The organism is Streptomyces sp. JL2001 (assembly GCF_050917515.1).
Classification (GTDB): Bacteria; Actinomycetota; Actinomycetes; order Streptomycetales; family Streptomycetaceae; genus Streptomyces.
The window spans coordinates 6,894,085-6,916,660 of record NZ_CP169421.1; the positions used below are offsets into that span (position 1 = coordinate 6,894,085).

Below are 22,576 nucleotides of genomic sequence, written 5' to 3' on the forward strand. Positions count from 1 at the left end.
GGTGTCCGGAAGCCCCGCCGCGTGCTCCGGACGCCCGTCCGGCGCCCGGAGCGCTCGCCTCACGGCCGCGTCGGACCATGCCCCTCCGGGGCCGGGAGGCCCACGTGACGTGCCAGGAAGGCGAGGCACTCGGCCTGCAGCGCCACCGCGCGGGAGGCGGACCGGTCGGCGTGGCCGACGCCGTGTTCCAGTCGCAGCAGGACCGGTCCGCTGCCGGTCGTGGCGTGCTGGAGCGCGGCGCACATCTTGCGGGCGTGCAGCGGGTCGGTCCTGGTGTCGCCGTCGGCGGCGGTCAGCAGCACCGCCGGATACGCGGTGCCGGGCGTGACGCGGTGGTAGGGGGAGTAGCCGAGCAGTGTCGGCAGCAGGGCCGGGTCGTCCGCGCTGCCGTACTCGGGCGTCCAGCTGGGCCCCAGCCCGGAGGACTCGTACCGGACCATGTCCAGGAGCGGGGACATGCACACCACGGCGGCGAACTTCTCCGGCTGCTGGGTGAGGGCCGCGCCGACCAGCAGGCCGCCGTTCGACCCGCCCATGATCGCGAGGCGGCCCGGCGCGGTCCAGCCCTCGGCCGTCAGCCGGTCGGCGGCGGCGGCGAAGTCGTCGAAGGTGTTCTGCTTGTGTTCCCTGCTGCCGGCCCGGTGCCAGGCCTCGCCCTCCTCGCCGCCGCCGCGCAGCCCCGCCCAGGCGAACACCCCGCCGGCCCTGACCCAGGCCAGGACCTGCGCGCGGTACCGGGGCGACATGGTGCGGCCGAAGCCGCCGTATCCCGTGAGCAGCGCCGGACGCGGCACGTCGGGGCGACCGGTGGGGGAGATCACGAACATCCGGACCGTCGTCCCGTCCCGCGAGGGGAAGGCCACCTGCCGGGTCACCGCGCCGACGGCCGCCGCGGCGGCCGGTGCGCCGGCCGGGGCGTCGTGCTCGCCGCCGGACACGCGGCACGTGCGGGCGTCGAAGCGGAGGACCCGGGGCGGTGTGACGAAGTCGGTGTACGCGAACCACGCCTCGTGACTCCCCGGCGGCCCGGCCGAGAAGTCGCCCACCGCGCCGGTGCCGGGAAGCGGGACCGTGGCCACCTGCCGTGCCTCGACGAGGTCGTGCACGGTCACCTCGGCCACCGTGTCGCGGGTCCAGGCGGCCAGGCCCAGCGGGTGCTTCAGCTCAGGACCGGACAGCACGACGAGATGGGTCAGCACCGCGTCGGGCCGCTCGGGGATCACCTCGCGCCAGGCGGCGGGTCCCCGGTGGAGCTCGTCCGGCCGGCACGCGACGACCCGGCCGCGCACGGCGTCGCGGTCGGTGCGCAGCCAGACCGGGTCCCGCGGCCCGGTGCCGGACACCGCGTGCAGCCGGGTGGCGGCGTCCATGCCCTCCTGGACCGGCCGCAGCAGCGGGCGTTCGAGCGGGCCGGCGGACAGGTCGGCCAGGTAGACGTCGGTGCCGCGGCCGGTGCCGAGGGTGGCCGTGACGCCGAGCCAGCGTCCGTCCCGGGTCACGGAGACGCTGTAGAACTGCGTCCGGTCCCGCCCGTCACCGAAGACCAGGGCGTCCGCGTCGGGACTCGTCCCGACCCGGTGGAGGTAGACCCGGCGGTGGTAGCGCTCCTCACCCGGGTGCAGCCGCGGGTCCAGGTGCCGGACGTAGTAGAACGCCCCGCCTCCGGGGAGCCAGCCGATCGACGACCTCCGCACCCGGTCCACCGGGCCGTCCACGACCTTGCCGGTGGCCACGTCGATCACCCGGAGCAGCGAGTCCTCGGTGCCGTTCCGCGACAGCTGGCAGGCCAGCAGGTCGCCCTCGACGGAGGGCTCCCAGGCGTCGAGCACGGTGCGTCCGGACGGGTCGAGGGCGCCCGGGTCCAGGAGCACCCGCTCCGTCGCGTCCGCCTCCGCCACCACCAGCACCGCGTGCTCCTGGTCGGCCCGCCGGCGCAGCCGGAAGGTCCTGCCGCCGCGGACCTCGGGCGACCCGGCGCGCTCGACGGCGTCGAGCGCCGACACCTCCGCCCGCCATCCCTCCAGACCGGGCAGGGACTCCCGTTCCGCCTCGTACAGGGCCTGTTGCTCCTCGCTCCAGCGGCGCGTCGCGGCGGCCTCGCCGTCCTCCAGCCAGCCGTACGGGTCGGGCACGCGCAGCCCGTGGAGCTCCCGGACGAGGTCCTGGCGTTCGGCGTGGGGGTACCGGCGAAGCGTCGGCCGGGTCTGGGGGGTCACTCGGTGCTCCCTCGTTCGTCGGAACCTCGGAGGTCGTCGGCGCGGCGGACGACGCGGGCGGGGGGCTCCGCGTCGTCGTGGTGGGCGACGACGTCGGCGTCCTCGTTCCCGGCCGTCCCCGTCCCCGTCCCGGGCGCGTCCTGCGGGCCGCGCCGGCGGCCGCCGGCGCGGCGCCCCGGCACGAGCGAGCGGAACGTCGCCGGACGGAGGCGTGGGCGCGGCTTCGGCGCGGGTCCGGGGCCGCCCGGCGGAGCGGCCGGTCCAGGGTCCCGTGGGCCGGGCGCCGCCGGAGCGTCCGCCGCCGCACCGCCGTCCGCCGCCGCACGGCCGTCCGCCGCCGCGCCGCCGTCCGCCGCCGCGCCGCCGGGCAGGGCGGCCCAGGCGAACACGCCGGACAGCAGGACGATCACCCCGGACACCGCCAGGATCGTGTCCAGGGGGCCGAACCGGATCCCGCCGAAGGAACCCGAGACGTCCCGCAGTACGGAGCCCGCGAGCCAGCCGGACAGGACGGCGGAGAGCATCGACGCCAGCTTCGTGACCGGATAGAACACGGCCATGACCCGGCCCCGGTAGTCCGGGGGAGCGGCCGCGAGCAGCAGCGGGGCCATCGCCGTGTTCAGCACGGTGAGCGGAACGGTGAAGACGAAGAGCAGGGCCACGCCGCCGAGGAAGCCGGTCTGACGGGAGTAGGCGACCAGCAGGACACCGCTCACCAGCAGGCTGATCCAGGTCGTCCGGCGCGCCCCGAACCACTGCACCACCCGGCCGCCGCACAGCGCGCCGGTGATGCCGCCGACCCCCATGGCCATGCCGATGTACCCGTAGAGATGGGCGTCCGCGTGGAGGTTGTCGGTGGTGAAGAAGACGTTGAGGGTGCTCAGCGCGCCCACGCCGAACTGGCCGATGACGGCCAGCAGGAGCAGCGCGACCAGGAACCGGCTCCGCGTGAAGAAGCGCAGCCCGTCCGTGAACTCCCGCCGCAGGCCGCCCCGTCGCTGCCCGGCGGGCTTGCGCGCCCCGGCGACCGCCGGACGCACCTCGATGGAGCGGATCGCCACGTACGACACCGCGTAGGTCAGGCCGTTGAAGAGCAGCGCCCACTGGAGGCCGGCGGTGAACAGCAGCGGGGCCGCGATGGGGGGCCCGATGATCCAGGCCGTCTCCCCGGTCGCCTGGCCGATGCCGGCCGCCCGGGCGCGGTCGGCCTCCCCGGTCACGAGATCGGCGAGGATCGCGAACCGCGCCGGCGAGAAGAACTGGCCCGCCGCGTGCAGCAGGAGCACGGTCGCGTAGACCAGGGCGAGCCAGACCCCGGCCGGCAGGGCGTCGGCCGGCAGGAAGGAGACGGCGGTCAGCACGGCCACGAGCGCGCCCCGGACCACCTCGGTGCGCAGCAGCGTCCCGCGTTTGTCCCAGCGGTCGACGAAGACGCCCGCGAGCGGACCGATGACCAGGACGGCGACGCTCGACGCCATCAGGATGCCGCTGACGGCGACCGGCGCCCACGACCGGCCCTCGCCCAGCACGGTCGCGACCCACAGCACCAGCGTGGTGCTGAAGACGGCGTCCCCGACGGACGAGACGGCCTGGCCGAACCACAGCCGGGTGTAGTCGCGGTTGATCAGTGTCAGGCGCGGCGTCACGACCGCTCCCGCGACGAGACGATCAGCGCCATGAGGGCGGTCACCAGGGTGGTGTGGTACGCCTTCCGGAAGAACTCCCCGGCCGGGGCGTCGGGGGACGCGGCGAGCGCCGCCGACCGCCCCGGGAGCGCGCCGTCGGGCCGTTGGGCCCGCACCAGGCACTCCACGGCCGCGGCGCCCGCGGGCGTGTCCAGCGGCTCGCCGCCCAGGAGGGACTGCGTGAGGACGAGCTCCGCGGCCAGGTCCCACCGTTCGTGCTGCACGCAGTGGCGCAGCATCAGGTCGGCCAGGTTCCGGGCGCCCGCCGGGTCGAACCCCTCGGGCAGCCGGGAGTTCCGGCCGAAGTCGCCGAGGTAGAAGGCGGTATGCGTGAGGGCGTACGCCTTCGGGGTGGTCAGCGGAGCGCCGTCCGCCACCGGCGGGTCCTCGGGTCCGGCGGCCCGGAAGGCCACGAGCGGGCTGTCCGGGAGGAGGTCGGCGTACGGCTCGATGCCGTGGCGGACGCCCGCCTTGTCCGCGTAGTAGCGGATCTCGATGCGGCGGTAGGGCGACTTGCCGTCCGGCGAGAGGAATGCCGGGGCGAGCCGTGCGACGACCGCCCGGGTCTGCGTGTCGTCGATCCCGTCGGGGGCCAGCGCGGCGAAGACCAGACCGTACGTGGAGGTGTGGTCGGGGACGTGCTCGAAGAGGGCGGGGAACGCGGGATCCTGCCACAGCGCGCGGACCAGGGCCCTGGCCCCGCCCAGCGCGTCCGGTGCGTCGTCGGGGCGTGCCGCGCAGTGGCACAGCAGCGCCAGTTCCAGGGCGGCCTTCGCCTTGCCGTGCGTCGCCGACCGGGCCTCGGGCGAGAACGGGTCGAAGAGGTCCAGGTTCTTTCCCAGCCAGTCCAGGGCGCCGGCGGAGAGTTCCTCCAGAACGGGGGGCACCGCTACAGCCGCCCTGTCTCGTGGAGGTAGTCGAGCAGGGCCGTGTCGACGGTGTCGCGGAACCGCGCGAGCGTCGTCGCGTTCTCGTCGTAGCGGTAGAGGTCCTGGCAGGCGATCCACCGCTCGCGGGTCTCCGCGCCGGGCAGGTAGCCGTCGGTGACGGTACCGACCTCCCAGTCGGGTTTGCCCGCGGTCTCCCAGCAGCTGGCCAGCGTCCCGTCGGCGCTGACCACCGCGCCGTAGCGGCCGTCGGCGTGACCGCAGGTGACGCACGTCCTGCGGGAGCCGGGGCGGCTCACGGTGAAGCCGAGGTCGAGCGCCCGGCGCTGCCACCGGGTGAAGGCGGCCGACAGCTCGCCGGTGTGCAGCAGGCTGTTGGCGTAGCCGACGCCGACGTCGCCGATCCGGGCGAAGTACAGGGTGCACCGGGCGGGGTCGAGAGCGGCGGCGAGCCGGTCGATCAGCGGGTCGACCCCGTCGTAGGTCTCCTGGGAGACGTTCACCCGCAGGGTCCACCGGAGCGGGGAGACCTCGGACGCCTTGACGATGTTGCGGACGATCTTGTCGAAGGTCCCGCCGCCGTCCGCCCTGCCGACCCGGATCCGGTCGTGGTCGGCGCGGTCACCGTCGAAGGTGACCTGGACCGACGTCAGCCCGAGTCCGGCGAGCCGGCGGGCCAGCGAGGGGGTGAGCAGGGTGGCGTTCGAGATCATCCAGGCCGAGGTCGGCGCGAGGTCGCCGGCCCGCTCCAGCAGCTCCAGGCAGCCGCGCGGGTTGAGCAGGGGCTCCCCGCCGAAGAGGAGGATCCTCAGCTTCTCCAGTCCGACGGCGGCCATCTGCCGCTCGGTGAACCCGAGGATCGAGGTGATCGTCTCCGACGTGAGCCGGGTCCGGGCGATCCGCGGCGGCCTGCTGCCGCCCGCCTGGTCCTGGGCGGTGTTCTGGAAGCAGTAGCCACAGCCCAGGTTGCAGTGGGTGCTGGTGAGGACGGTCAGCGCGTAGGCGCGGACCCGGGTGGGGGTGAACATGCCGCTCTCGCGGAGCCGGAGCTCGGCCTCGGGCCGCAGGGCTCCGTCGGCCACGTGCCGGGCGCCGAGCCTGGCCACCCCGCCCGGGCCGAGGAACCACCAGTTCCGCTCGCCTTCGAGAAGGCGTGCGCCGGACTCGTCGCCCGGCACGGAGGTGACCGCCCTTTCGGACGGTACTGCCTGGTCGATGCTCATCGGGCCTCCCCCGCCACGCACGATCCCGCCACGGACGATCCCGCCACGGACAGCCCGCCGGAGCGGCCGTCCGCGACGACCAGCGTGGCCAGCGCCGTCACGAGGGTCGCCTGGTACGACTTCCGGAAACGCTCCACGGCCGTGGCGTCCGCCGCGGCCCTCCTGACGACGGACCGTCCGGGGATCGCGCCGTCGGGCGCCTGGACCTCGGCGAGCATCCGGACGGCGGCCGCCCCCGAGGGCGTGCCCAGCGGATCGGCGCCCAGGCAGTGCTGGGCGAGCACGAGCTTCCCGGCGAGGTCCCATTCGCCGAGGCGCACGCAGTGGTCGGTGAGGCGTTCCACGACGCGGAGCGCCCGCTCCGCGGCCTCCTCGCCGAGACCGGGGTCACGGAAGCCGAAGTCGCTGAGGTAGAAGACGGTGTGCGTCACCACGCAGACGTCCAGATCGGCCGCGGGCAGCGTGCCGGCGCGGGCCGGCAGACTGTCGGCGTACAGCTCCCGGTACGAGGCGAACCGGTGCTCGGCGCCCGCGAGATCGGCGTAGAACCTGGCCTCCAGATGGAGGTACGGCGGCTTCCGGCGCGGGGCCAGATAGCCGTCGGCCGACAGCCGGGCGAGGACGGTGCGGGGCGCGCCGGACCGGGTCCCGGCCGGTGCCAGCCCCGCGTACATCAGCTCGAACTGCCGTGCGTAGCGCGGGTCGAGGGTGAGCAGGCCGGGGAACTCCGGCTGCCGCCAGACCCGTTCGACGAGCGTGGCCGGCCCGCCCAGGCCGGCGTCCCCGGGCGCCGCCTTCTCCCAGTAGCGGCAGAGCAGGGCCAGCTGCAGGAGGGCCTTGACGCGCGGGGTCACCGGCAGTTCGGCGCGGCCGGCCGGGGAGTCGAGGAATCCCGCGTGGCGGGCCAGCCACTGCCGCGCACCCGCGGACAGACTCGTCACGGCCTCATCGAGGCCGGCTGATCGCGTACTCATGGTCCTCCTTCGGGGTCGCGGATGCCTGAGCCACCCGCTCGACGATGTCGGCCGCGCGGGCGGCTCCGTCCGGTGCGGCCAGCCGGCCGCCGAGCGCACGGGTGCGGCGGTGCAGGCCGTCGTCGCGCCAGGCCGCGTCCAGCACCGCCGCCGGCCGGGCCGGGGCGCGCGGCAGGCGCACGGCCACGCCGGCCCGTACGCAGGCGCCGGTGAGCAGCGGCTGTTCGGAACCGTTCGGCGAGAGCACGAGCGGCCGGCCGCGTCGCAGAGCGGCCAGCACCGGAGCCGAGGTGCCGTTGGCCAGCACCAGGCCGGCGAGGTCGACGAGGGGCCCCATCCACGGCTTGCGGACGGGCAGGATGTCGGCGCCGGCGGCGGGCCGCGGATCGGTGGACCGGCCCTGTTCGACCACGGCCTGGAACCGGCCGCCGGTGAACGCCTCGTTGAGACGGGGCCACAGGCTGTCGCCCCCGAAGAAGCGGCCCAGATGGACGTAGACGACGGGCTTGCCGGTCGACTCCAGGCGATCCCGGATCTCCTGGAGCTCCGCCCGGTCGGGCGCCGGCTCCCAGGCGAGCGGCCCCACGTGCCGGACCCGCTCGGGGAGTTCCGCGCCCGGGTACTCCAGGGCCGGGTCCCCGCGGAGCAGCAGCGCGTCACCTGGCAGCGGACTGTCCGCCCACCGCGGGGCACGGCCCGCCAGGCCGCACTCCTCCCGCGTGGCGGCGTGGATCCGCAGGCAGTCGAGGGTCCGGCTCTCCCGGGTCCTGCCGAGGTGCGGCTCCCCGTCGCCGCCCGTCCGGTAGTCCCACAGGTGTACGGAGAGCCCGACCACCACCACCGGGACGTCCAGCGTCTCGGCGGCGAGCAGGGCGCCGTTGCACAGGACGGAGGTGACCAGCAGGTCGGCCCCCGACTCCCGGGCGGCGCGCAGGATCGCGCGGTACTGCGCGGCGCCGGTCTCCCCCCACCACGTGGCGGAGAAGGCCCGTCGCCCGCCGAAGTCCTCCGCCACCGCCATCGGCAGTCCGGCCTCGGCGACGACGCCGGCGGCGTTCGCGCGGGCCAGCACACCGACCTGGTGTCCCCGGCGGTCCAGCTCGCGCCCGGCCGCGAGCACCGGGTAGAGGTAGCCGCCGTCGCTGAGCGGGCAGAGCAGGATCTTCACGACGGTCGTGCTCCCTCGGTCGGTGGGGGACGGGCGGCCGGTCCGGTGCCGGTGTGGCCGCGGGCCCCCCGGCTCACGGCAGGATCTGCCGGGAACCGGGTGGCCCGCGCGGTGCTCAGGACGCGATGGCCTCGCGTCAGGAGAGGTCGCTGGAGTTGTTGACGATGCAGCCGGCCTCGGCCTCTTCGTCCTCGCTGTGGGCGACGACCTCGATGTCCTCGTCCTCGGGCTGCGGGTTCGTGTTCTCGGCCATGTGCGTCCTCCTCGGTTGGCGGCGTCGCTGCGCCGGCTGGGAAGGAAGCTACGGACCCGCGGTATGGGAACGGCTGTCCACCGGTTCGGCGCCGGTAGACGCCCAGTCCGCGGGGGGTTCGACGGCCGCGCGCCGCCCGCCGGGTGGCCGCACCCGTCCGCCCCGCGCCGCTCCACGTCTCCCTGACCTGCGAATTGACCGATCCTCAGGCGCCGGTGAACCGGAAGTCTGCCGTCCCGGGGCACGATCCGGTCCGGACTCCGCGCGCGGTACGGGCACGGGGCGCGGACACGGAGGAGGAGACGTGGAACTGGCGGAGCTCATCGGCCTGCGGCCGGTGCCCTGCGGCGGCCTCCTGGTGGGGCTCACCCGCCGCTGCCCACTGAGCTGCGCGCACTGCTCCACGGGATCCTCCCTCGCGGTCTCCGAGCGGCCCGACCCCGAGCGACTGCTGCGCTTCGTCGGCTCGTTCGGACCCCGGGACCGGCCCGAGGTGGTCATGCTGACCGGCGGCGAACCGCTGCTGCTGCCGGAACTGGCCGCCCGGCTCGCCGGTCTCGCCCACGCCTCGGGCTCCCGGGTGGCGCTGCTCAGCGGCATGTTCTTCGCCCGCGACGGACGCGTACCCGCCCGGATCATGCGCGCGATCACGGCCCTCGACCACTTCTCCGCCAGCCTGGACGTCCACCACGAGCGCGAGGTCCCGCGCGCGGGAGTGCTGCGCGCCCTGCGGGCCGTCCTCGACGCCGGGATCCCCGCGAGCATCCACCTCACCGGAACCGGTCCCGACGACCCGTACCTGGCGGACGCCGTCGCGGACGTCCGCCGCGCCTTCGGCACCCGGGTACCCCTGCTGGTCAACGAGATCCGGCCGCTCGGCCGCGCCGCGGGCCTCGTCCCGGCGACACCGCCCGGACCGGACGACTCCCTGCCGACGCCGTGCGCCCTCGCCGCCTGGCCGGTGATCGCCTTCGACGGGACCGTGGCCGCCTGCTGCAACCAGTGGACGGTGGACCGGCGCCCCGTCCCCCGGCACCTCCTGCTGGGGCACATCGCCGACGACGACTGGCCGGCCGTCCGCGAGCGCTCCCTCGGCTCCCCGGTGCTGCGGATGCTGCGCGCCGTCGGACCCCGGCGGACGCACGCCCGCTACGCCGCCTCGCCCGCCCCGGCCGGCTACTGCCGCAGCTGCCACGCCCTCGCCGACCTGCCGGACGTCCTGGCGGGCGCGGCCCGCGACGCCGGCGGCCGGGTCGGCGCACTCCTGGACCGGCTCAGCGCGGAGGAACAGCGCGCCGCCGGACCCGCCGCCCTCGTACGCCGCATGGGCTGCGCCCGCTACGCGCACCTGGTCGAGTCGCCACCCGCAGAGGAGAGGAGCAGTCGATGACCGCCACCGCGTCCCTCGCGCTCAGGACCAAGCTCACGCCCACCGCACCCGTGCTCCGGGCCGCGACCGCGGCCCTGTGGCGACCGGAGGGTCTGCGGCGTCGGTACGTGCGCTACCTGGCCGCCATGCATCCGCTCGTACGGGCCTCCGTGCCGCTCCTGGAGCGGGCCGCCGAGCGCTGCGCCGGCCTGGGCGACCCGGCCGCGCGGCGCCTCGGGGCGTACTACGTCCGCCACGCCGAGGAGGAACGCGACCACGACGCCTGGCTGCTCGACGACCTGGCCGCGGCCGGCTCCGGGCCGCTCGCCGTGCCGCCCCCCGTCGTGGTCGAACTCGTCGGGGCGCAGTACTACCGCGTCGAGCACGAGCACCCGGTCACCCTGCTCGGCTACATCGCGGTCCTGGAGGGCAACGCCCCGGGGCCGCGACTCGCGGACCGTCTGATCGAGGCCACCGGGCTGCCGGGCGGCGCGTTCCGCACCCTCAGGGAACACGCGGAACTCGACGGCGGCCACCTCGACGACCTGCACCGGGTCCTCGACGACCTCGCGCTGACCCCGGAGGGGCAGACCGCCGTCTCCGTCAGCGCACTGCACACCACCCATCTGCTCACCCGGCTCTTCCAGTCCCTCGCCGCCGAACCCGGAGGACACCCGTGACCGAGCACACCGCCCCGTACGACGACGCCCCGACGGACGACAGCCCGGGCGGCGACGCCCCGGGCGGCGACACCCTGGCGCACGCGGACGCCGCCGCGGCCGTCGGCCCGCCCGAGCCGACGCTGGAGGCGCTGGCCGCCGCCGGGTTCGACGTCGACGCCCTCAGCGAGGAGCAGCACGAGGTCCTGCGCGTGCTGACCCCGGAGGAACTCGCCCTGCTCGTCGACATCAGGGGGCGGCTCGACGCGGCGGCCCCCGAGGTACAGGCCCACGCCGACGTGGCGGGCGGCGCGCTCTTCTGACCCGGGGTGTCCTCTCGATCCGGCGCGGCCGGATCGAGAGGACACCCCCCGGCCGCCCCACGGTCTCCCGCGCCCCCTCGGCCCCGCGCCCCACGGAGGAACCCATGCCCTGCGCCTCGTGCCGGAGCCCACTGCCGCCCGGTGCCCGTTTCTGCCCGTCCTGCGGCAGCCCGTGCGCGCCCGGGCCGGTCACGGCCAGGCCGACCGGCCGCAAAGTGGTCACCCTCCTCTTCTGCGACCTGGTGGGCTCCACCGCGCTCTCCGGCGCCCTGGACGCGGAGACCCTCCGCTCGGTGACGCTCCGCTGGTTCGACCTGATGCGGCAGCGGATCGAGGAACAGGGCGGCACCGTGGAGAAGTTCATCGGGGACGCCGTGATGGCCGTCTTCGGCGTCCCGACCGTACGGGAGGACGACGCCCGCCGGGCCGTCGCCGCCGCCCTGGCGATGCGGGAGGCGCTCGCCGGGTTCAACGCCCGCCTGGAGGAGGCGGTCGGGGTCCGGCTGGAGATGCGCATCGGCGTCAACACCGGCCAGGCCGTCACGGGTTCGGCCACGCTCCGGCAGGCGATGGTGTCCGGCGAGGTGGTGAACGTCGCCGCGCGCCTGGAACAGAACGCGGCCGCCGGGGAGATCCTCATCGGGCCGGACACCCTGGCGGCCGCCGGACCGGGCGTGCGGACGACGGAGACCGGACCGCTCTCGCTCAAGGGCAAGAGCGACCGGGTCGCCGCCCACCGCCTGCTCGGCCTCGACGAGGAGGACGGCCCCGAGTCGCTGCGCCGCTTCGACCTCGGGTTCGTCGGACGCACCCGCGAACTCGGCCTGCTCGAAGCGGCACTGGACCGGGTCTCCCGGACCGGCCGGGCCGAACGCCTGGTGGTCGGCGGGGAGGCGGGCCAGGGCAAGACACGGCTCGTGCGGGAGTGGCTCCACCGGTCCGGGGAGAGGGACGGCGGCCCTCGCCACGGCGTCGGGCGCTGCCGTGCCCGCGGCGAACAGCCCAGCCTCGGCCCCCTCGCCGACGCCGTCGCCGACCTGCTGGGGACCGGCCCGGCCGCGCCCTCCCCCGACCTGGACCTGCTCCACCAGGGCCTGCTCCTGGACGGCACGCCCAACCCGTCGCCCGCCGACACGTGCGCGGCGCTCGCCAGGGTCCTCGCCGGGATCTGCGGGACGGGGCCCGTCGTGCTGGTGGTCGACGACTGCCACTGGGCGGCGCAGCCGCTCTTCGGCCTGCTCGACCGCCTGCTGCGCGCCCTCACCGACGCGCCGGTCCTGATCGTCCTGCTCGGCCGCCCCGAACTCTTCGACGCACGGCCCGAACTCGCCGTGGACGCCCTGCCGCTCGGCGGGCTCACCGACGCCGAGGCACGGCTCCTCGCCGTCGAGCTGACCGGGGGCTCGGCGACCGGCGAGCCCCTCGACCCCCGGATCCTGGCCCGGGTGGGCGGCAACCCCCTGCACCTGGAGCAGCTCCTCGTCGCCGGGGACCACCTCGACGCCGACAGCGTCCCGCTCCCGCTCCAGGCCCTGATCGGAGCCCGGATCGACGCCCTCGACGCTCCCGAACAGCGCGCCCTCGGACTGGCGTCCGTCCTCGGGGGCGACTTCACCACCGACGAACTGACCGCGCTCGCCGGACATCCCGCCGAGGCCTGGACCGCCTCCGAACTCCGGTCCACGCTGCACCGGCTGGTCCGGCACCGCCTCGTCAGGCCGGCGGGCACGGGGTTCCGTTTCGCCGGCGGGCTGATCCAGGAGGTCGTCTACGCCAGCCAGTCCAAGCAGGACCGGGCCGACCGGCACGAGCGGGCCGTACGACTGGACTCGGTCCGCGCGCGGGGCGACGCCGCGATCGGCGCCCATCTGGAACAGGCCCACCGCTACCGGGTCGAGCTGGGCGCGCAGGACGCGCACACCGACGCGCTCCGCCTGCGGGCCGCCGACGCGCTCGCCGAGGCCGGGCGCCTCGCGCTGGCCCACGCCGACCCGGTCTGGGCCGCCGACCTGCTGTCCCGGGCCACCGGCCGGTACGCGGCGGGCGAGCCCGGCCGTACCGCGGCGCGTCGGCGGCTCGGCCAGACCCTGCTGGACCTGGGGCGCGGCGCGGAAGGCCGCGCACTGCTCGAAGACGTACTGGCCGAGGCCCCGGACGGCGGCCCGGACCTGGTGGAGGCCGCGCACGCCCGCCTCGCCCTGGCCTCCGCCGGCCGGCCGGCGGGCGGGGACGTGTCACCGGCCGAGGCGGCCGGCGCCACCCTGCCGGTCTTCGTGGCGGCCGGCGACGAGCTCGGGCAGGCCCGCGCCTGCCTGCGGCTCGCCCAGCGCGCCCAGGAACAGGGCCGCCACCGGGCGGCGGAACGACTGCTCGCCCGGGCCCTGGACCACGCGGTCCGGGCCGGCGCCGAACCGGAACAGGCCGCGGCCCTCGGCGCCATGGGCGTCTCGCTCTGGCGCGGTCCGCACCCCGTCCCGGATGCCGTGGCCCGCTGCCGGGCGCTCCTCGCCGACCAGGGCGCCGGCCGCCGGGCGGTCCGGCTCACCCTCAACTGCCCGCTCGCCGTGGTGCTGGCCCTCCACGACGACCGCGACGGGGCCCGGGTCTGCCTCGCGGAGGCGGAGCACCTCGCGAAGCGGCTCGGCTACGCCGAGGCGGACGCGTTCCTGCCCCTCTTCACCGGGACCGTCGCCGCACTCGACGGCCGCCACGAGGAGGCGCTCCTGAGCCTGGAACGGGCCGCCGCCGCCGCGCGGAACCTGGGCGCCGCGGGGCTGCTGCGCAGCGCTCTCCTGGACGCCGCCCGCATCCGGCTGGACCTCGGCGACTGGCGCGCCGCCCACCGCACGCTGGCCGAACCGGAGGCGGACCGGGCGGAGGTGGCCCGGCCGCGCGCCGAGTCGGCCGACCTCGACGGGATGCGTGCCCGGATCGCCGCGGCGCGGGGACAGGCGGCGACCGCCGGCCGGCTGGCCGCCCGGGCGCTCGCGACCGCGACCCGCACCGACTCACCCATCGTCCAGGGCCTCGCCGCGCTCGACCTCGCCCGCACCGCCCTCGCGCTGGGACGCCCGGCCGAGGCGGCCGGGGCGGCGGCCCGCGCCCGCCGGCGCTTCGCCGCCAAGGGCCATCTCCCCGCCGCACGCCAGGCCGAGGCGCTCGTCGCCCGCTGCCCGGTCCGGCCGCCGGGACACCGCCCCGCCGACGGACGCGTCACCGGAGCCGGAAAGGAAGCACCACGATGACCACCGTGCGGCGATCGGAGCCCGGACTCACCTGGGGCCTGCGCGGGCGGGGCCCCGCGGACGTGCCCGTGGAGGCCGACGGCCCGCCCGACCCGCCCGAAGGAGGTCTCCTCGGCGGCACCGGGCGAGGCGTGCGCGTCTGCGTCGTCGACTCGGGGATCGAACGCGACCACCCCCTGGTCGGCCCCGTGGCCGGGTCGTGGCGCGTCGTCAAGGACGACGACGGCGTGCGCGTCGAGGAGACGGAGGCGGAGGACGCCTGCGGCCACGGCACCGCCTGCGCGGGGATCATCCGGCGGACCGCGCCGGACTGCGAACTGTCCAGCGTGCGGGTGCTCGGCGAGCGCTTCTCCGGCAGCGGGGACGTCCTGCTCGAAGGGATCCGGTGGGCCGTGCGCCGGCGTTTCGACGTGGTCAACCTGAGTCTGTCCACCAGCCGCGACCGCTTCGTGGAGGAGCTGCGGCGCCTGGCCGACGAGGCGTACTTCCAGCGGACCGTGATCGTCGCCTCGGCGCACAACACCCACGTCGAGAGCTTCCCCTGGCGCTTCTCCTCGGTCATCTCGGTGGGCAGCCACCAGGAGGACGACCCGGACCTCCACCTCTACAACCCCACGCCGCCGGTGGAGTTCTTCGCCCCCGGCCAGCGCATCCCGGTCGCGTGGCTCGGCGGCACCTCGATCCGCAGCTCCGGCAACAGTTTCGCCACCCCGTTCATCGCGGGGCTGTGCGCGCGGATCCTGTCGAGCCACCCCCGGCTGACGCCGTTCCAGCTCAAGAACGCCCTGTACCTGTCCGCAGCCAACGTCCGTGTCCACGGCCGCCGGTAACGACCGGCACCGGAAGGGAACCCCCATGGCTCAGACGACCGCCCCCGCCGTGTCCGCAGCGTCCCGGCCCGATCCGGCCCTGGCGGAACTCCTGCAGTCGGTGGTGGACACCGCGCGCGCCCTGTTCGGCGCCCAGGCGAGCTCCATCCTGCTCCTGGACGCCCCGGCGGACGAGATCGTCTTCGAGGCCGTCTCCGGACAGGGACAGGAGTTCCTGGTGGGCCGCCGCTTCCCGGCCGGCCGGGGCATCGCCGGATGGGTCGCCGCCTCGGGGGAACCGATGGTGGTCGACGACCTCCACGCCAGTACGTCCTTCGACCGGAACATCGCCGAGTCCACCGGCTACGTGCCCGACGCGCTGATGGCCGCCCCCCTCCTGCACGGCGACCGGATCCTCGGCGTCCTGGAGGTGCTCGACCCGTCCCCGCAGGCCCGCTCGGGCCTCCCGGAGCTCGACCTGCTCTGCCTCTTCGCCCGTCAGGCGGCCGTCGCCCTGAACGTGGTCACCACCCACGCGCCACGCCGGACCGCCCCGGACGGCCCGGACGACCCCTCGCGCGCCGAGCTCCTCCGTCTTCTCACGGAGGCCCGCAGGCTGCTCGGGGAGTGAGGCGGCGCGCCTCCCGTGCCTCTGCCCGTGCCGGTGGCCGTCCCGTCCGCCGCCGGCACGGTCGGGGGCCGGTCAGGCCGTCAGGTCGAGGACCACCGAGCCCGGCGCCGACAGCGCCCGGAGCCGGACCGGTGAGGGCACCGGCCGGTGGGCGCCGGGGGCGAGCACCACCAGGTCCGCGCCGAGCAGCGCGCGGTCGAGGGCCGCCTCGGTCGTGAGCACGATGCCCTCCCGCGCGGCGTACGAGGCGGACTCCGCGTCCGGCCAGCGCGGTGGTCCGGAGGCCGGTTCCGGGTGGACGGTGACCGAGACCAGACCGACGAGTTCACGTGCCAGCACGCCGAGCGTGGCCGCCGCGCCCGGTCCCAGGACCGTGGCGGACAGGGCGCCCGCCGCGAGCCGGCCGCGAGCGGCACGGACGGCGGCCGACAGCCGCTCCTCGCCGGAGCCGGAGCCCGAGCCGGAGCCGGTGGTCGGGACGGTGGTCGGGACGGGCGCGGGGGCACCGGGCCGGACCGGGACCGCTCCGAGGCGGCCGGAACGGCCCGGTCCGTAGGACGACGGGGGTGTACGGGACATGGCGCGGCCTCCCTGCGGGCGGGGCGCTGTCGCCCCGGTCCTCCGCAGAGTGGCGGCGACGGCTATCCGACCGCTACCCGAACGCCGTCAGTCGGCCGCTCCCAGCAGCAGCCGCTTGCCCAGCAACTCCTCACGCAGCCGCGCGGAGGCGGGGGACCCGTGCCCGGCGAGGAGCCGTGCCGCCGCGGACGCCTCGCCCAGCGCGGTCGGCGTGTCCAGGGTGGCCGCGTGCAGATCGAGGAGGGCGCTCGCCGCCCGCCCCTGCCACAGCGGCATCGCCAGCGCGGCGAACACGTCCCGCGCGGCGGTGAGGTGGGCGAGCGCCGCCGTCGGGGCGCCGGCGTCCAGGGCCGACCGGCCCAGTCCGAGACAGGCGCGGCCCTCGGTCAGCCGGTCCCCGGTCCGCCGGGCCAGGGTGAGGGCCTGGAGCAGGACCGCCTCGGCCTGCTCGCCGCGTCCGGCACGGGCATGGCAGAGACCGGTCCCCAGCAGGGCGTGACCCTCCGCGGTGCGGTCGCGCCCCGCGCGGCCGACGCGCAGTGCCAGGGCGAACGCCTGCTGGGCGAGTTCCGTCTCCCCCGTCTGCAGGGACAGCTCGCCCAGCTCCCGGACGACGTGCCCCTCGGCGGCGGCGCTGCCCGCTTCCCGGGTCAGCGCCAGGGCCGTCGTGAGCATCGAGCGGGCCGTGCCGGTCTCGTCGGCCTCCCGGTGGAGGGCCGCGCCACCGGCCAGGGCCAGGGCCTCGCCGACCGGGTCGCCGGCACGCCGCAGCAGGGCCGCCGCCGCGGCGTGCCCTGCCAGGCTCTCCGGATGCCGCCCGCCCAGCCGGTCCACGGTCGCGAGGAGGTTCCCGGCCAGGCCCTCGCCCTGCGCGTCGGCGAGTTCACGGAAGGTGTCACGGGCCGCGCCGAGCAGCCGGGCCGCCTCGTCCAGCCGGTACCGGAACAGCGCGAGCGCGCCCAGCGAGTACGTCGAGACCGCCGTCCCGCGCCGGTTCCCGGCGGCCTCGGAGACCGTGAGGGCCGCGTGGGCGGTGTCCGACCAGTCCTCGCACCTGCCCTGCGAGGCGAACCTGATCGCGCAGGTGGCGGCGAGATCCCGGCACAGGTCGTCGAGACCCAGCTCCGCGGCCTGCCGCACCGCCGCGACCAGTGCCTCGTGCTCCTCCTCCCACCACAGGGCGGGGACGTCGAGCAGCCGGTCGGTCAGCGGGCTCGGCAGCGGTCGGCGAGCGGCCGTGCCGTGCGGGACGCCGAACGGGCCGCCGTGCTCGCGTCGGTGTGCCTCCTCGGCGAGGGCGGTCCAGGAGGCGAGGGCCCGTCCCAGGGCGGCGCGCCGCTGCTCGGGCGTCTCCGTCGCGCGGAGCTCCTCCTTGGCGTAGACCCTGATCAGTTCGTGGAAGCGGTAGCGCGGCGGGCGGCCCTCACGGGGCAGGACGTCGAGCAGCTGGGAATGGACGAGTTCCTCGACGATGTCGTCGGCGGTGACGAGATCGCAGTCGAGCAGCGAGGCCGCCGTCCAGCTGGCGAAATCGCCGCCCTCGACGAGCGCGAGCAGCCGGAACAGCCGCTGCGGCTCGGGATCGAGCGCCCGGTAGGCCAGCGCGATGTGCGACCGCACCTCCATCCCGCAGTAGTCGAACTCGTCCAGCCTGCTCGCCTCGTCCCGGAAGCGCCGGACCAGCCGGTCGAGCGGCCAGTGCGGGCGGCAGGCGAGCCGGGCGCCGACCACCCGCAGCGCCAGCGGCAACCCGCCGCAGAACTGCGCCAGTTCGAGGGCGGCGGGGAGCTGCCCGGTGACCCGCTCGACGCCCGCGATCCGGGTCAGGAGCTCCACCGACAGCTCCGGGTCGAAGAGGTCCAGGTTGATCTGGCGGATACCGGGCAGTCCCGTCAGCCGGTAGCGGCCGGTCACCAGGACGCCGCAGTGCGCGTCGCCCGGCAGCAGCTCCCGTGCGACGGCCTCGTCGCCCACCTCGTCGAGCACGATCAGCACCCGCCTGCCCGCCAGCAGGCTGCGGTAGAGGGTGCGGCGCTCGTCGGCGTCCTCCGGAATCGCGTGACCCGGCACGCCCAGCGCGCGCAGGAAGCGGGCCAGCACGCCCGCCGTGACCTCCCGGCCGCTCTCCCCGCCGAGATTCGCGAAGAGCCGGCCGTCGGGGAACGCGTCCCGCAGCGCGTGCGCGGCGTGGATCGCCAGGCTCGTCTTCCCGATGCCGTCCTGTCCGCTGATTCCCGCGATGCGTACGGCTTCTCCCGGACGGAACGCGCCGTCGCCGTCGCCGTCGCCGCCGCCGCCGCCGGAGAGGAATTCCGAGATCTCCGCGAGGAATTCCGCCCGGCCGGTGAAATCCGGCAGATCGGAGGGGAGTTGTTCGGGTCGCGCGGACGGTCCCGCCGGGACGGCCGCCACGGAATGCGTGGCGGTGACGCCGGAGAGCGGGGAATCGGCTGCCGCGTACGGGGCGTCCGCCGAGCCGGACCCGCCGTGCGTCGTGCCGCCCGGGGCCGCCGGGCGCCGCAGGTCGAGCGCCGGGTCCGCCCTCAGGATCGCCGTCTCGAGCTCCTGGAGCTCGCGGCCGGGCTCGATGCCCAGCTCCCGGACGAACACCGCGCGGGTGCGCCGAAACGCGTCGAGGGCCTCCGCCGTCCGCCCCGACCGGTGGAGGGCGAGGATCAACGAGGCGTGCAGGCCCTCGCGCAGCGGCTCCTGCGCGGTGAGCGCGAGGAGCTCGCCGGTGATCTCGGCGTGCCGGCCGAGGGAGAGGTCGAGCCGGGCCAGCTCCTCGACGACCGACAGCCGCTGCTCGTCCAGCAGGGTCGCCCCTTGGCGCACGAGTTCACCCTCCAGGCCGAGCAGGGCCGGACCGCGCCACAGGGCGAGCGCCGAGCGGAACACCGTCGTGGCCCGCTCGGGCCGTCCGGCCGCGGCGTGGCCGCGGGCCTCGGCGACCAGCCTCTCGAAGCGCCGCAGGTCCAGCTCCCCGTCGGCGAGGGCCAGCCGATAGCCCGAGGCCAGCGTCGTGATGGCGTCGGGGCGGCCCGCCCGCGCGAAGGCCTTGCGCAGCGCCGAGACGGCGGACTGCACCTGGGTACGGGCGGTCTCCGGGGGCGCCTCGCCCCAGACCGCGTCCACCAGCTGCTCCCGCGGGGTGACCCGGTTCGCGTGCAGGGCGAGCACCGCCAGAACGGTCCGCTGCCGAGGCCCGCCCAGCCCGAACACCACGCCTTCGCGGGCCAGTTCGAGCGGCCCCAAGAGGCTGAGTTCCATGTGCCTTCCCCCAGTCGTCACGCCCCGATGTGCTTCGGGCCGACCGAGGGGAGGGTAGACGCCCGCGGGACAGGCCCTCCAGACGCGGGAATTCACGGAATTCGATGCGGGACATCGTCCGCAGCGATATGGCGCGATCCGGTGCGCGCCGCCATCGGCGCTTTCGATCGGGGGATTCGGCAGCGTCCATCGGGACGGCGTTGTGTCAGGGAGGCGCCCGACACAAGGCTGTTCCCGGTTCCCATTCGAATTTCTTCTCAATCGCATCACCGGAGGTGAGTCGTGTTCCAGGACGACGACAAGGGACGCTACGCCGTCGTGATCAACGACGAGGAGCAGTACTCCGTCTGGCCCGAGTCCCGCGAGGTGCCGGCGGGCTGGCACACCACGGGCTTCACCGGCACGAGGGAGGAGTGCGCGGCCCATGTGGACGAGGTCTGGACGGACATGCGCCCCCTGAGCCTGCGGCAGGCCATGGCGGCCGACGCCGCCTCGGAGCAGGCGGCCGCCGGGACGGGCGTGCGGTGAAAGGGGACGTACGCCCGCTGATCGGCCGGGAGGAGGAGCTGGCGGCCGTCCGCCGCCTGCTCCCGGCCCGCGGCTCCGGACCCGCCCTCGTCGAGCTCGCGGGCGACCCGGGCACGGGGAAGACCAGACTCCTCGGCGAGATCGCGGCACTGGCCGCCGAGGCCGGCGTACGGGTCCGCGGCGTACGCCCGGCGGAACTCCCCGCGACCGGACTCCCGTCCGCCGGCCCCGCCGAGCCCCTCCTGCTCCTCGTCGACGACGTGCACGGCGGCGGCCCGGAGGCGGAGCGCGCCCTGCTCGCCGTGCTGCGCACCCCGCCGGCCGAGGCGCTCCTGCTCGTCCTCGCGCACCGGCCCCGGCAGTGCCCGCCCGCCCTGCGGGCCGAACTGACCGCGGCCCGCGGGACCTGGCGGACCGCCCATCTCGACCTCGCCGACCTCGACCGCACCGCGACCGGGACCTTCCCGGCACAGCGGCTGTGCCACCGGCACCACGGCTCGCTGTACGACCGCACCGGCGGCAACCCCCGCCTCCTGGAATTGCTGGAGGCGTCCTGCGCCGGACCCGGCGCCTGCCCGGAGGAGGAGCCGGCGGACGAGGCCGCCGCCCGGCGCGCGGCGGCGCCGCTGCTCGCCGAGGTGACCGCGCTCTCCGCCGACGCCCGCCTCGTCGCCCACGCGGCGGCCGTGCTCGGCGAGCCGGCCGGCCCCGACCTGCTCGCCGACGTGGCCGGCCTCGCCCCCGGGCGGGTCCTCGCCGCCGTCGACGAACTCCTCGCCGCCGACCTCCTGCGCCCCGCACCGGCGCCCGGACAGGTCGCCTACCGGCACCCGCTGGTCGGGCGCGTCGTGTACGGGGCGGTGCCCGGCGGCTGGCGGCTCGGCGCCCATGCCCGCGCCTGCGCCCGCCACCGCGCGGACGGCGTCGCGCCGGTCCGCTACGCCCGCCACCTGGAGCAGTCCTGCGCGACGGGCGACGCGTCCGGCGCCGCCGTGCTCACCGCGGCGGCGGAGGCCGCGCTGCCCGGCGACCCGGCCACCGCGGACCGGTGGTTCCGCGCGGCGGACCGGCTGCTCCATGACACACCGGCGCACCGCAACCGCCGTCGTGCCGCCCTCGCCGGAGCCGCCGCGGCGGCCGTCATGACGGGCCGCACCGACCGGGCGAGAGCCGCACTGGAGCGGCGTGACCAGCTGCTCGACGGGCCCGACCACACGCCCGAGGCCGCCGGCGCGGCCCTGTGCCGCGCCGCGATCGCCCAGTCGGACGGAGACCTCCCACTGGCGCGGTCCGTGCTGCGGACCGCGCTGTCCACCACCGCCGCCGAGCATCCGCACGGCGCCGCCGCACTGTGGATCGCGCTGGCCGCGACCGCGTGCCGGGACGCCGAACCGGAGGCCCGGGACTGGGCCGACGAAGCCGTGCTCGCCGCCGCGGGCAGCGGCGACGAGGCCGCACAGGTCCACGCCCTGGCTCTGCACGGAACGGTCCGGCTGGCCGGCGGCACGGCCGCCGCCGCACGCCGTGACGCCGTGGCCGCCGCACGGCTCGCCGACGCGCTGGGCGACCGGGCCCTCGCCCTGCGACTGGACGCCCTGGACTGCCTGGCCCGTCTCGAGACGGACCTGGAGCGCTACGGACCCGCCGTACGGCACCTCAACCGGGGACTGGCGATCGGCCGGGCCGCGGGACAGTGGCCCGCCGTCGCCTCGATGGCCGCCGGGCTCGCCACCGTACTGCTCCGGCAGGGCAGGCCGGCGGAGGCCGCGGCCCCCGCGGAGGAGGCCGTCCGCTGCTCCGAACTCGTCGGCGGCACCGAGCTGCGCGCCATGGCCCTCTGCCTGCGCGCCCGCGTGGCCCTGGACGTCCACGAGCCGGAGACCGCCGTCGCGGTCGCCCGCGCGGCCTGCGTGGTCGCCGCTCCCGACGGCCACTGGGCGCGCCGCGCCCGGATGGCGCTCGCCGCGGGCCAACTGGCCGCCGGCGACGCGCTCGGCAGCCTGGAGACCCTGGCCGGCGCCGGACTGACCGACCCGGCCGCCACCCGGCTGCCGCACCCGACCCGCCTCACGCTCGCCGAGATCCTCTGCGCCGCGCGGCTCGCCGCGGGCCGGCCGGACGCCGCCCGGCTCGCGGCCGGGGAGGCCGCCACCGTGGCCGCGGAACTCGGGCTCGCCGGTGCCCGCGCCCGGGCCGCGCTGCTCGGCTCGGCCGCCGCCGAGGAGCCCGCCGAGGCACTGCGGCTCGCCGAGGACGCGCTCGTCGCGGCGGCGGAGAGCGGGCACCTCGCCGACGAGGGCTGGGCCCGGACGGCCGCGGCCCGCGCCCTGGCCGCGCTCGGCGAACCGGACCAGGCGGAGCGCCATCTGGCGGCCGCGGACGCGGTCGCGGCCGGCGCCGGCGCGAGCCGTCTGGCCGCCGCCGTCACCCGCGCCCGCGAGGCCGCCCGTCCGCCGCTCGCCGCCGGCACCGTGACCGACGGCACCGCCGAGTCAGCGCACATGCTGAGCCAGCGCGAGTTCGAGATCTCCACCCTCGTCAGCCAGGGCTGCACCAACCGCCAGATCGCGCGGACCCTCGGTGTCAGCCACAAGACGGTGGAGACGCACCTCGGCCGCATCTTCGCCAAGCTGGAGGTCTCCTCACGGGCCGAGATCGCCAACATGATCGGCCGCAACACCGTGGTCGCCCGGCCGCGCGCCCGGGCGAAGGCCCTGGCGGTTTCCGCCTGAGGGCTGACGATCGGGCCGGGACCGA

Annotated in this window: 16 protein-coding genes; 8 read left to right on the top strand and 8 right to left on the bottom strand. The window is 76.4% G+C overall.

All coding sequences use genetic code 11. The features are described from left to right. Positions 1-59 precede the first annotated feature (59 nt). The 6 genes from ACE1OA_RS30830 to ACE1OA_RS30855 are packed head-to-tail and all read right to left on the bottom strand — an operon-like array spanning position 60 to position 8,153. A complete protein-coding gene (locus ACE1OA_RS30830; RefSeq protein ID WP_386542048.1) occupies positions 60-2,216 on the bottom strand; it encodes a prolyl oligopeptidase family serine peptidase in 2,157 nt (718 codons plus the stop codon). Continuing rightward, on the bottom strand, positions 2,213-3,862 hold the full coding sequence (locus tag ACE1OA_RS30835) for an MFS transporter (protein WP_432753708.1): 1,650 nt from the start codon (positions 3,860-3,862) through the stop codon (positions 2,213-2,215). The genes ACE1OA_RS30830 and ACE1OA_RS30835 overlap by 4 nt, the downstream gene beginning before the upstream one ends. Then, positions 3,859-4,788 (bottom strand): DUF6895 family protein, encoded by a 930-nt coding sequence (locus tag ACE1OA_RS30840; protein WP_386542044.1) that lies wholly within the window; start codon positions 4,786-4,788, stop codon positions 3,859-3,861. The genes ACE1OA_RS30835 and ACE1OA_RS30840 overlap by 4 nt, the downstream gene beginning before the upstream one ends. A gap of 2 nt (positions 4,789-4,790) precedes the next feature. After that, positions 4,791-6,011, bottom strand: coding sequence for a radical SAM protein (locus ACE1OA_RS30845; RefSeq protein WP_386542041.1), 1,221 nt, complete (start codon positions 6,009-6,011; stop codon positions 4,791-4,793). Next, positions 6,008-6,985: a DUF6895 family protein gene (locus tag ACE1OA_RS30850; protein ID WP_432753709.1), complete on the bottom strand. Its 978-nt coding sequence runs from the start codon at positions 6,983-6,985 to the stop codon at positions 6,008-6,010. The genes ACE1OA_RS30845 and ACE1OA_RS30850 overlap by 4 nt, the downstream gene beginning before the upstream one ends. Next, the gene (locus ACE1OA_RS30855; RefSeq protein WP_356609671.1) at positions 6,957-8,153 is read right to left on the bottom strand and encodes a glycosyltransferase; all 1,197 of its coding nucleotides are present in this window, start codon (positions 8,151-8,153) and stop codon (positions 6,957-6,959) included. The genes ACE1OA_RS30850 and ACE1OA_RS30855 overlap by 29 nt, the downstream gene beginning before the upstream one ends. Positions 8,154-8,710: 557 nt before the next feature. Here ACE1OA_RS30855 and ACE1OA_RS30860 point away from each other — a divergent pair. The 6 genes from ACE1OA_RS30860 (at position 8,711) to ACE1OA_RS30885 (ending at position 15,442) form a co-directional block, all read left to right on the top strand. Next, positions 8,711-9,796, top strand: a complete 1,086-nt coding sequence (locus tag ACE1OA_RS30860; RefSeq protein ID WP_384868447.1) for a radical SAM protein — start codon at positions 8,711-8,713, stop codon at positions 9,794-9,796. Continuing rightward, positions 9,793-10,455 (top strand): hypothetical protein, encoded by a 663-nt coding sequence (locus tag ACE1OA_RS30865; RefSeq protein WP_432753710.1) that lies wholly within the window; start codon positions 9,793-9,795, stop codon positions 10,453-10,455. Before ACE1OA_RS30860 ends, ACE1OA_RS30865 begins: the two co-directional genes overlap by 4 nt. A 122-nt stretch (positions 10,456-10,577) precedes the next feature. Beyond that, the gene (locus ACE1OA_RS30870) at positions 10,578-10,757 is read left to right on the top strand and encodes an aroma-sacti cluster domain-containing protein (RefSeq protein WP_356609695.1); all 180 of its coding nucleotides are present in this window, start codon (positions 10,578-10,580) and stop codon (positions 10,755-10,757) included. Between the two features lie 215 nt (positions 10,758-10,972). Next, positions 10,973-14,002, top strand: a complete 3,030-nt coding sequence (locus ACE1OA_RS30875) for an adenylate/guanylate cyclase domain-containing protein (RefSeq protein WP_432753711.1) — start codon at positions 10,973-10,975, stop codon at positions 14,000-14,002. Further along, positions 13,999-14,832, top strand: a complete 834-nt coding sequence (locus ACE1OA_RS30880; RefSeq protein WP_356609679.1) for a S8 family peptidase — start codon at positions 13,999-14,001, stop codon at positions 14,830-14,832. The genes ACE1OA_RS30875 and ACE1OA_RS30880 overlap by 4 nt, the downstream gene beginning before the upstream one ends. Positions 14,833-14,857: 25 nt before the next feature. Next, the gene (locus ACE1OA_RS30885) at positions 14,858-15,442 is read left to right on the top strand and encodes a GAF domain-containing protein (RefSeq protein ID WP_361311918.1); all 585 of its coding nucleotides are present in this window, start codon (positions 14,858-14,860) and stop codon (positions 15,440-15,442) included. A gap of 72 nt (positions 15,443-15,514) precedes the next feature. Here ACE1OA_RS30885 and ACE1OA_RS30890 read toward each other — a convergent pair whose 3' ends face one another. Beyond that, a complete protein-coding gene (locus ACE1OA_RS30890; RefSeq protein ID WP_432753712.1) occupies positions 15,515-16,021 on the bottom strand; it encodes a hypothetical protein in 507 nt (168 codons plus the stop codon). Positions 16,022-16,108: 87 nt separating this feature from the next. Then, a complete protein-coding gene (locus tag ACE1OA_RS30895; RefSeq protein ID WP_432753713.1) occupies positions 16,109-19,291 on the bottom strand; it encodes an AfsR/SARP family transcriptional regulator in 3,183 nt (1,060 codons plus the stop codon). A gap of 282 nt (positions 19,292-19,573) precedes the next feature. Here ACE1OA_RS30895 and ACE1OA_RS30900 point away from each other — a divergent pair, with 282 nt between their 5' ends. Then, positions 19,574-19,819, top strand: a complete 246-nt coding sequence (locus ACE1OA_RS30900) for an MbtH family protein (protein WP_356609687.1) — start codon at positions 19,574-19,576, stop codon at positions 19,817-19,819. Continuing rightward, complete coding sequence (locus ACE1OA_RS30905) at positions 19,816-22,551, top strand: LuxR C-terminal-related transcriptional regulator (RefSeq protein WP_432753714.1); 2,736 nt, start codon at positions 19,816-19,818, stop codon at positions 22,549-22,551. The genes ACE1OA_RS30900 and ACE1OA_RS30905 overlap by 4 nt, the downstream gene beginning before the upstream one ends. The last annotated feature ends 25 nt before the right edge of the window (positions 22,552-22,576 follow it).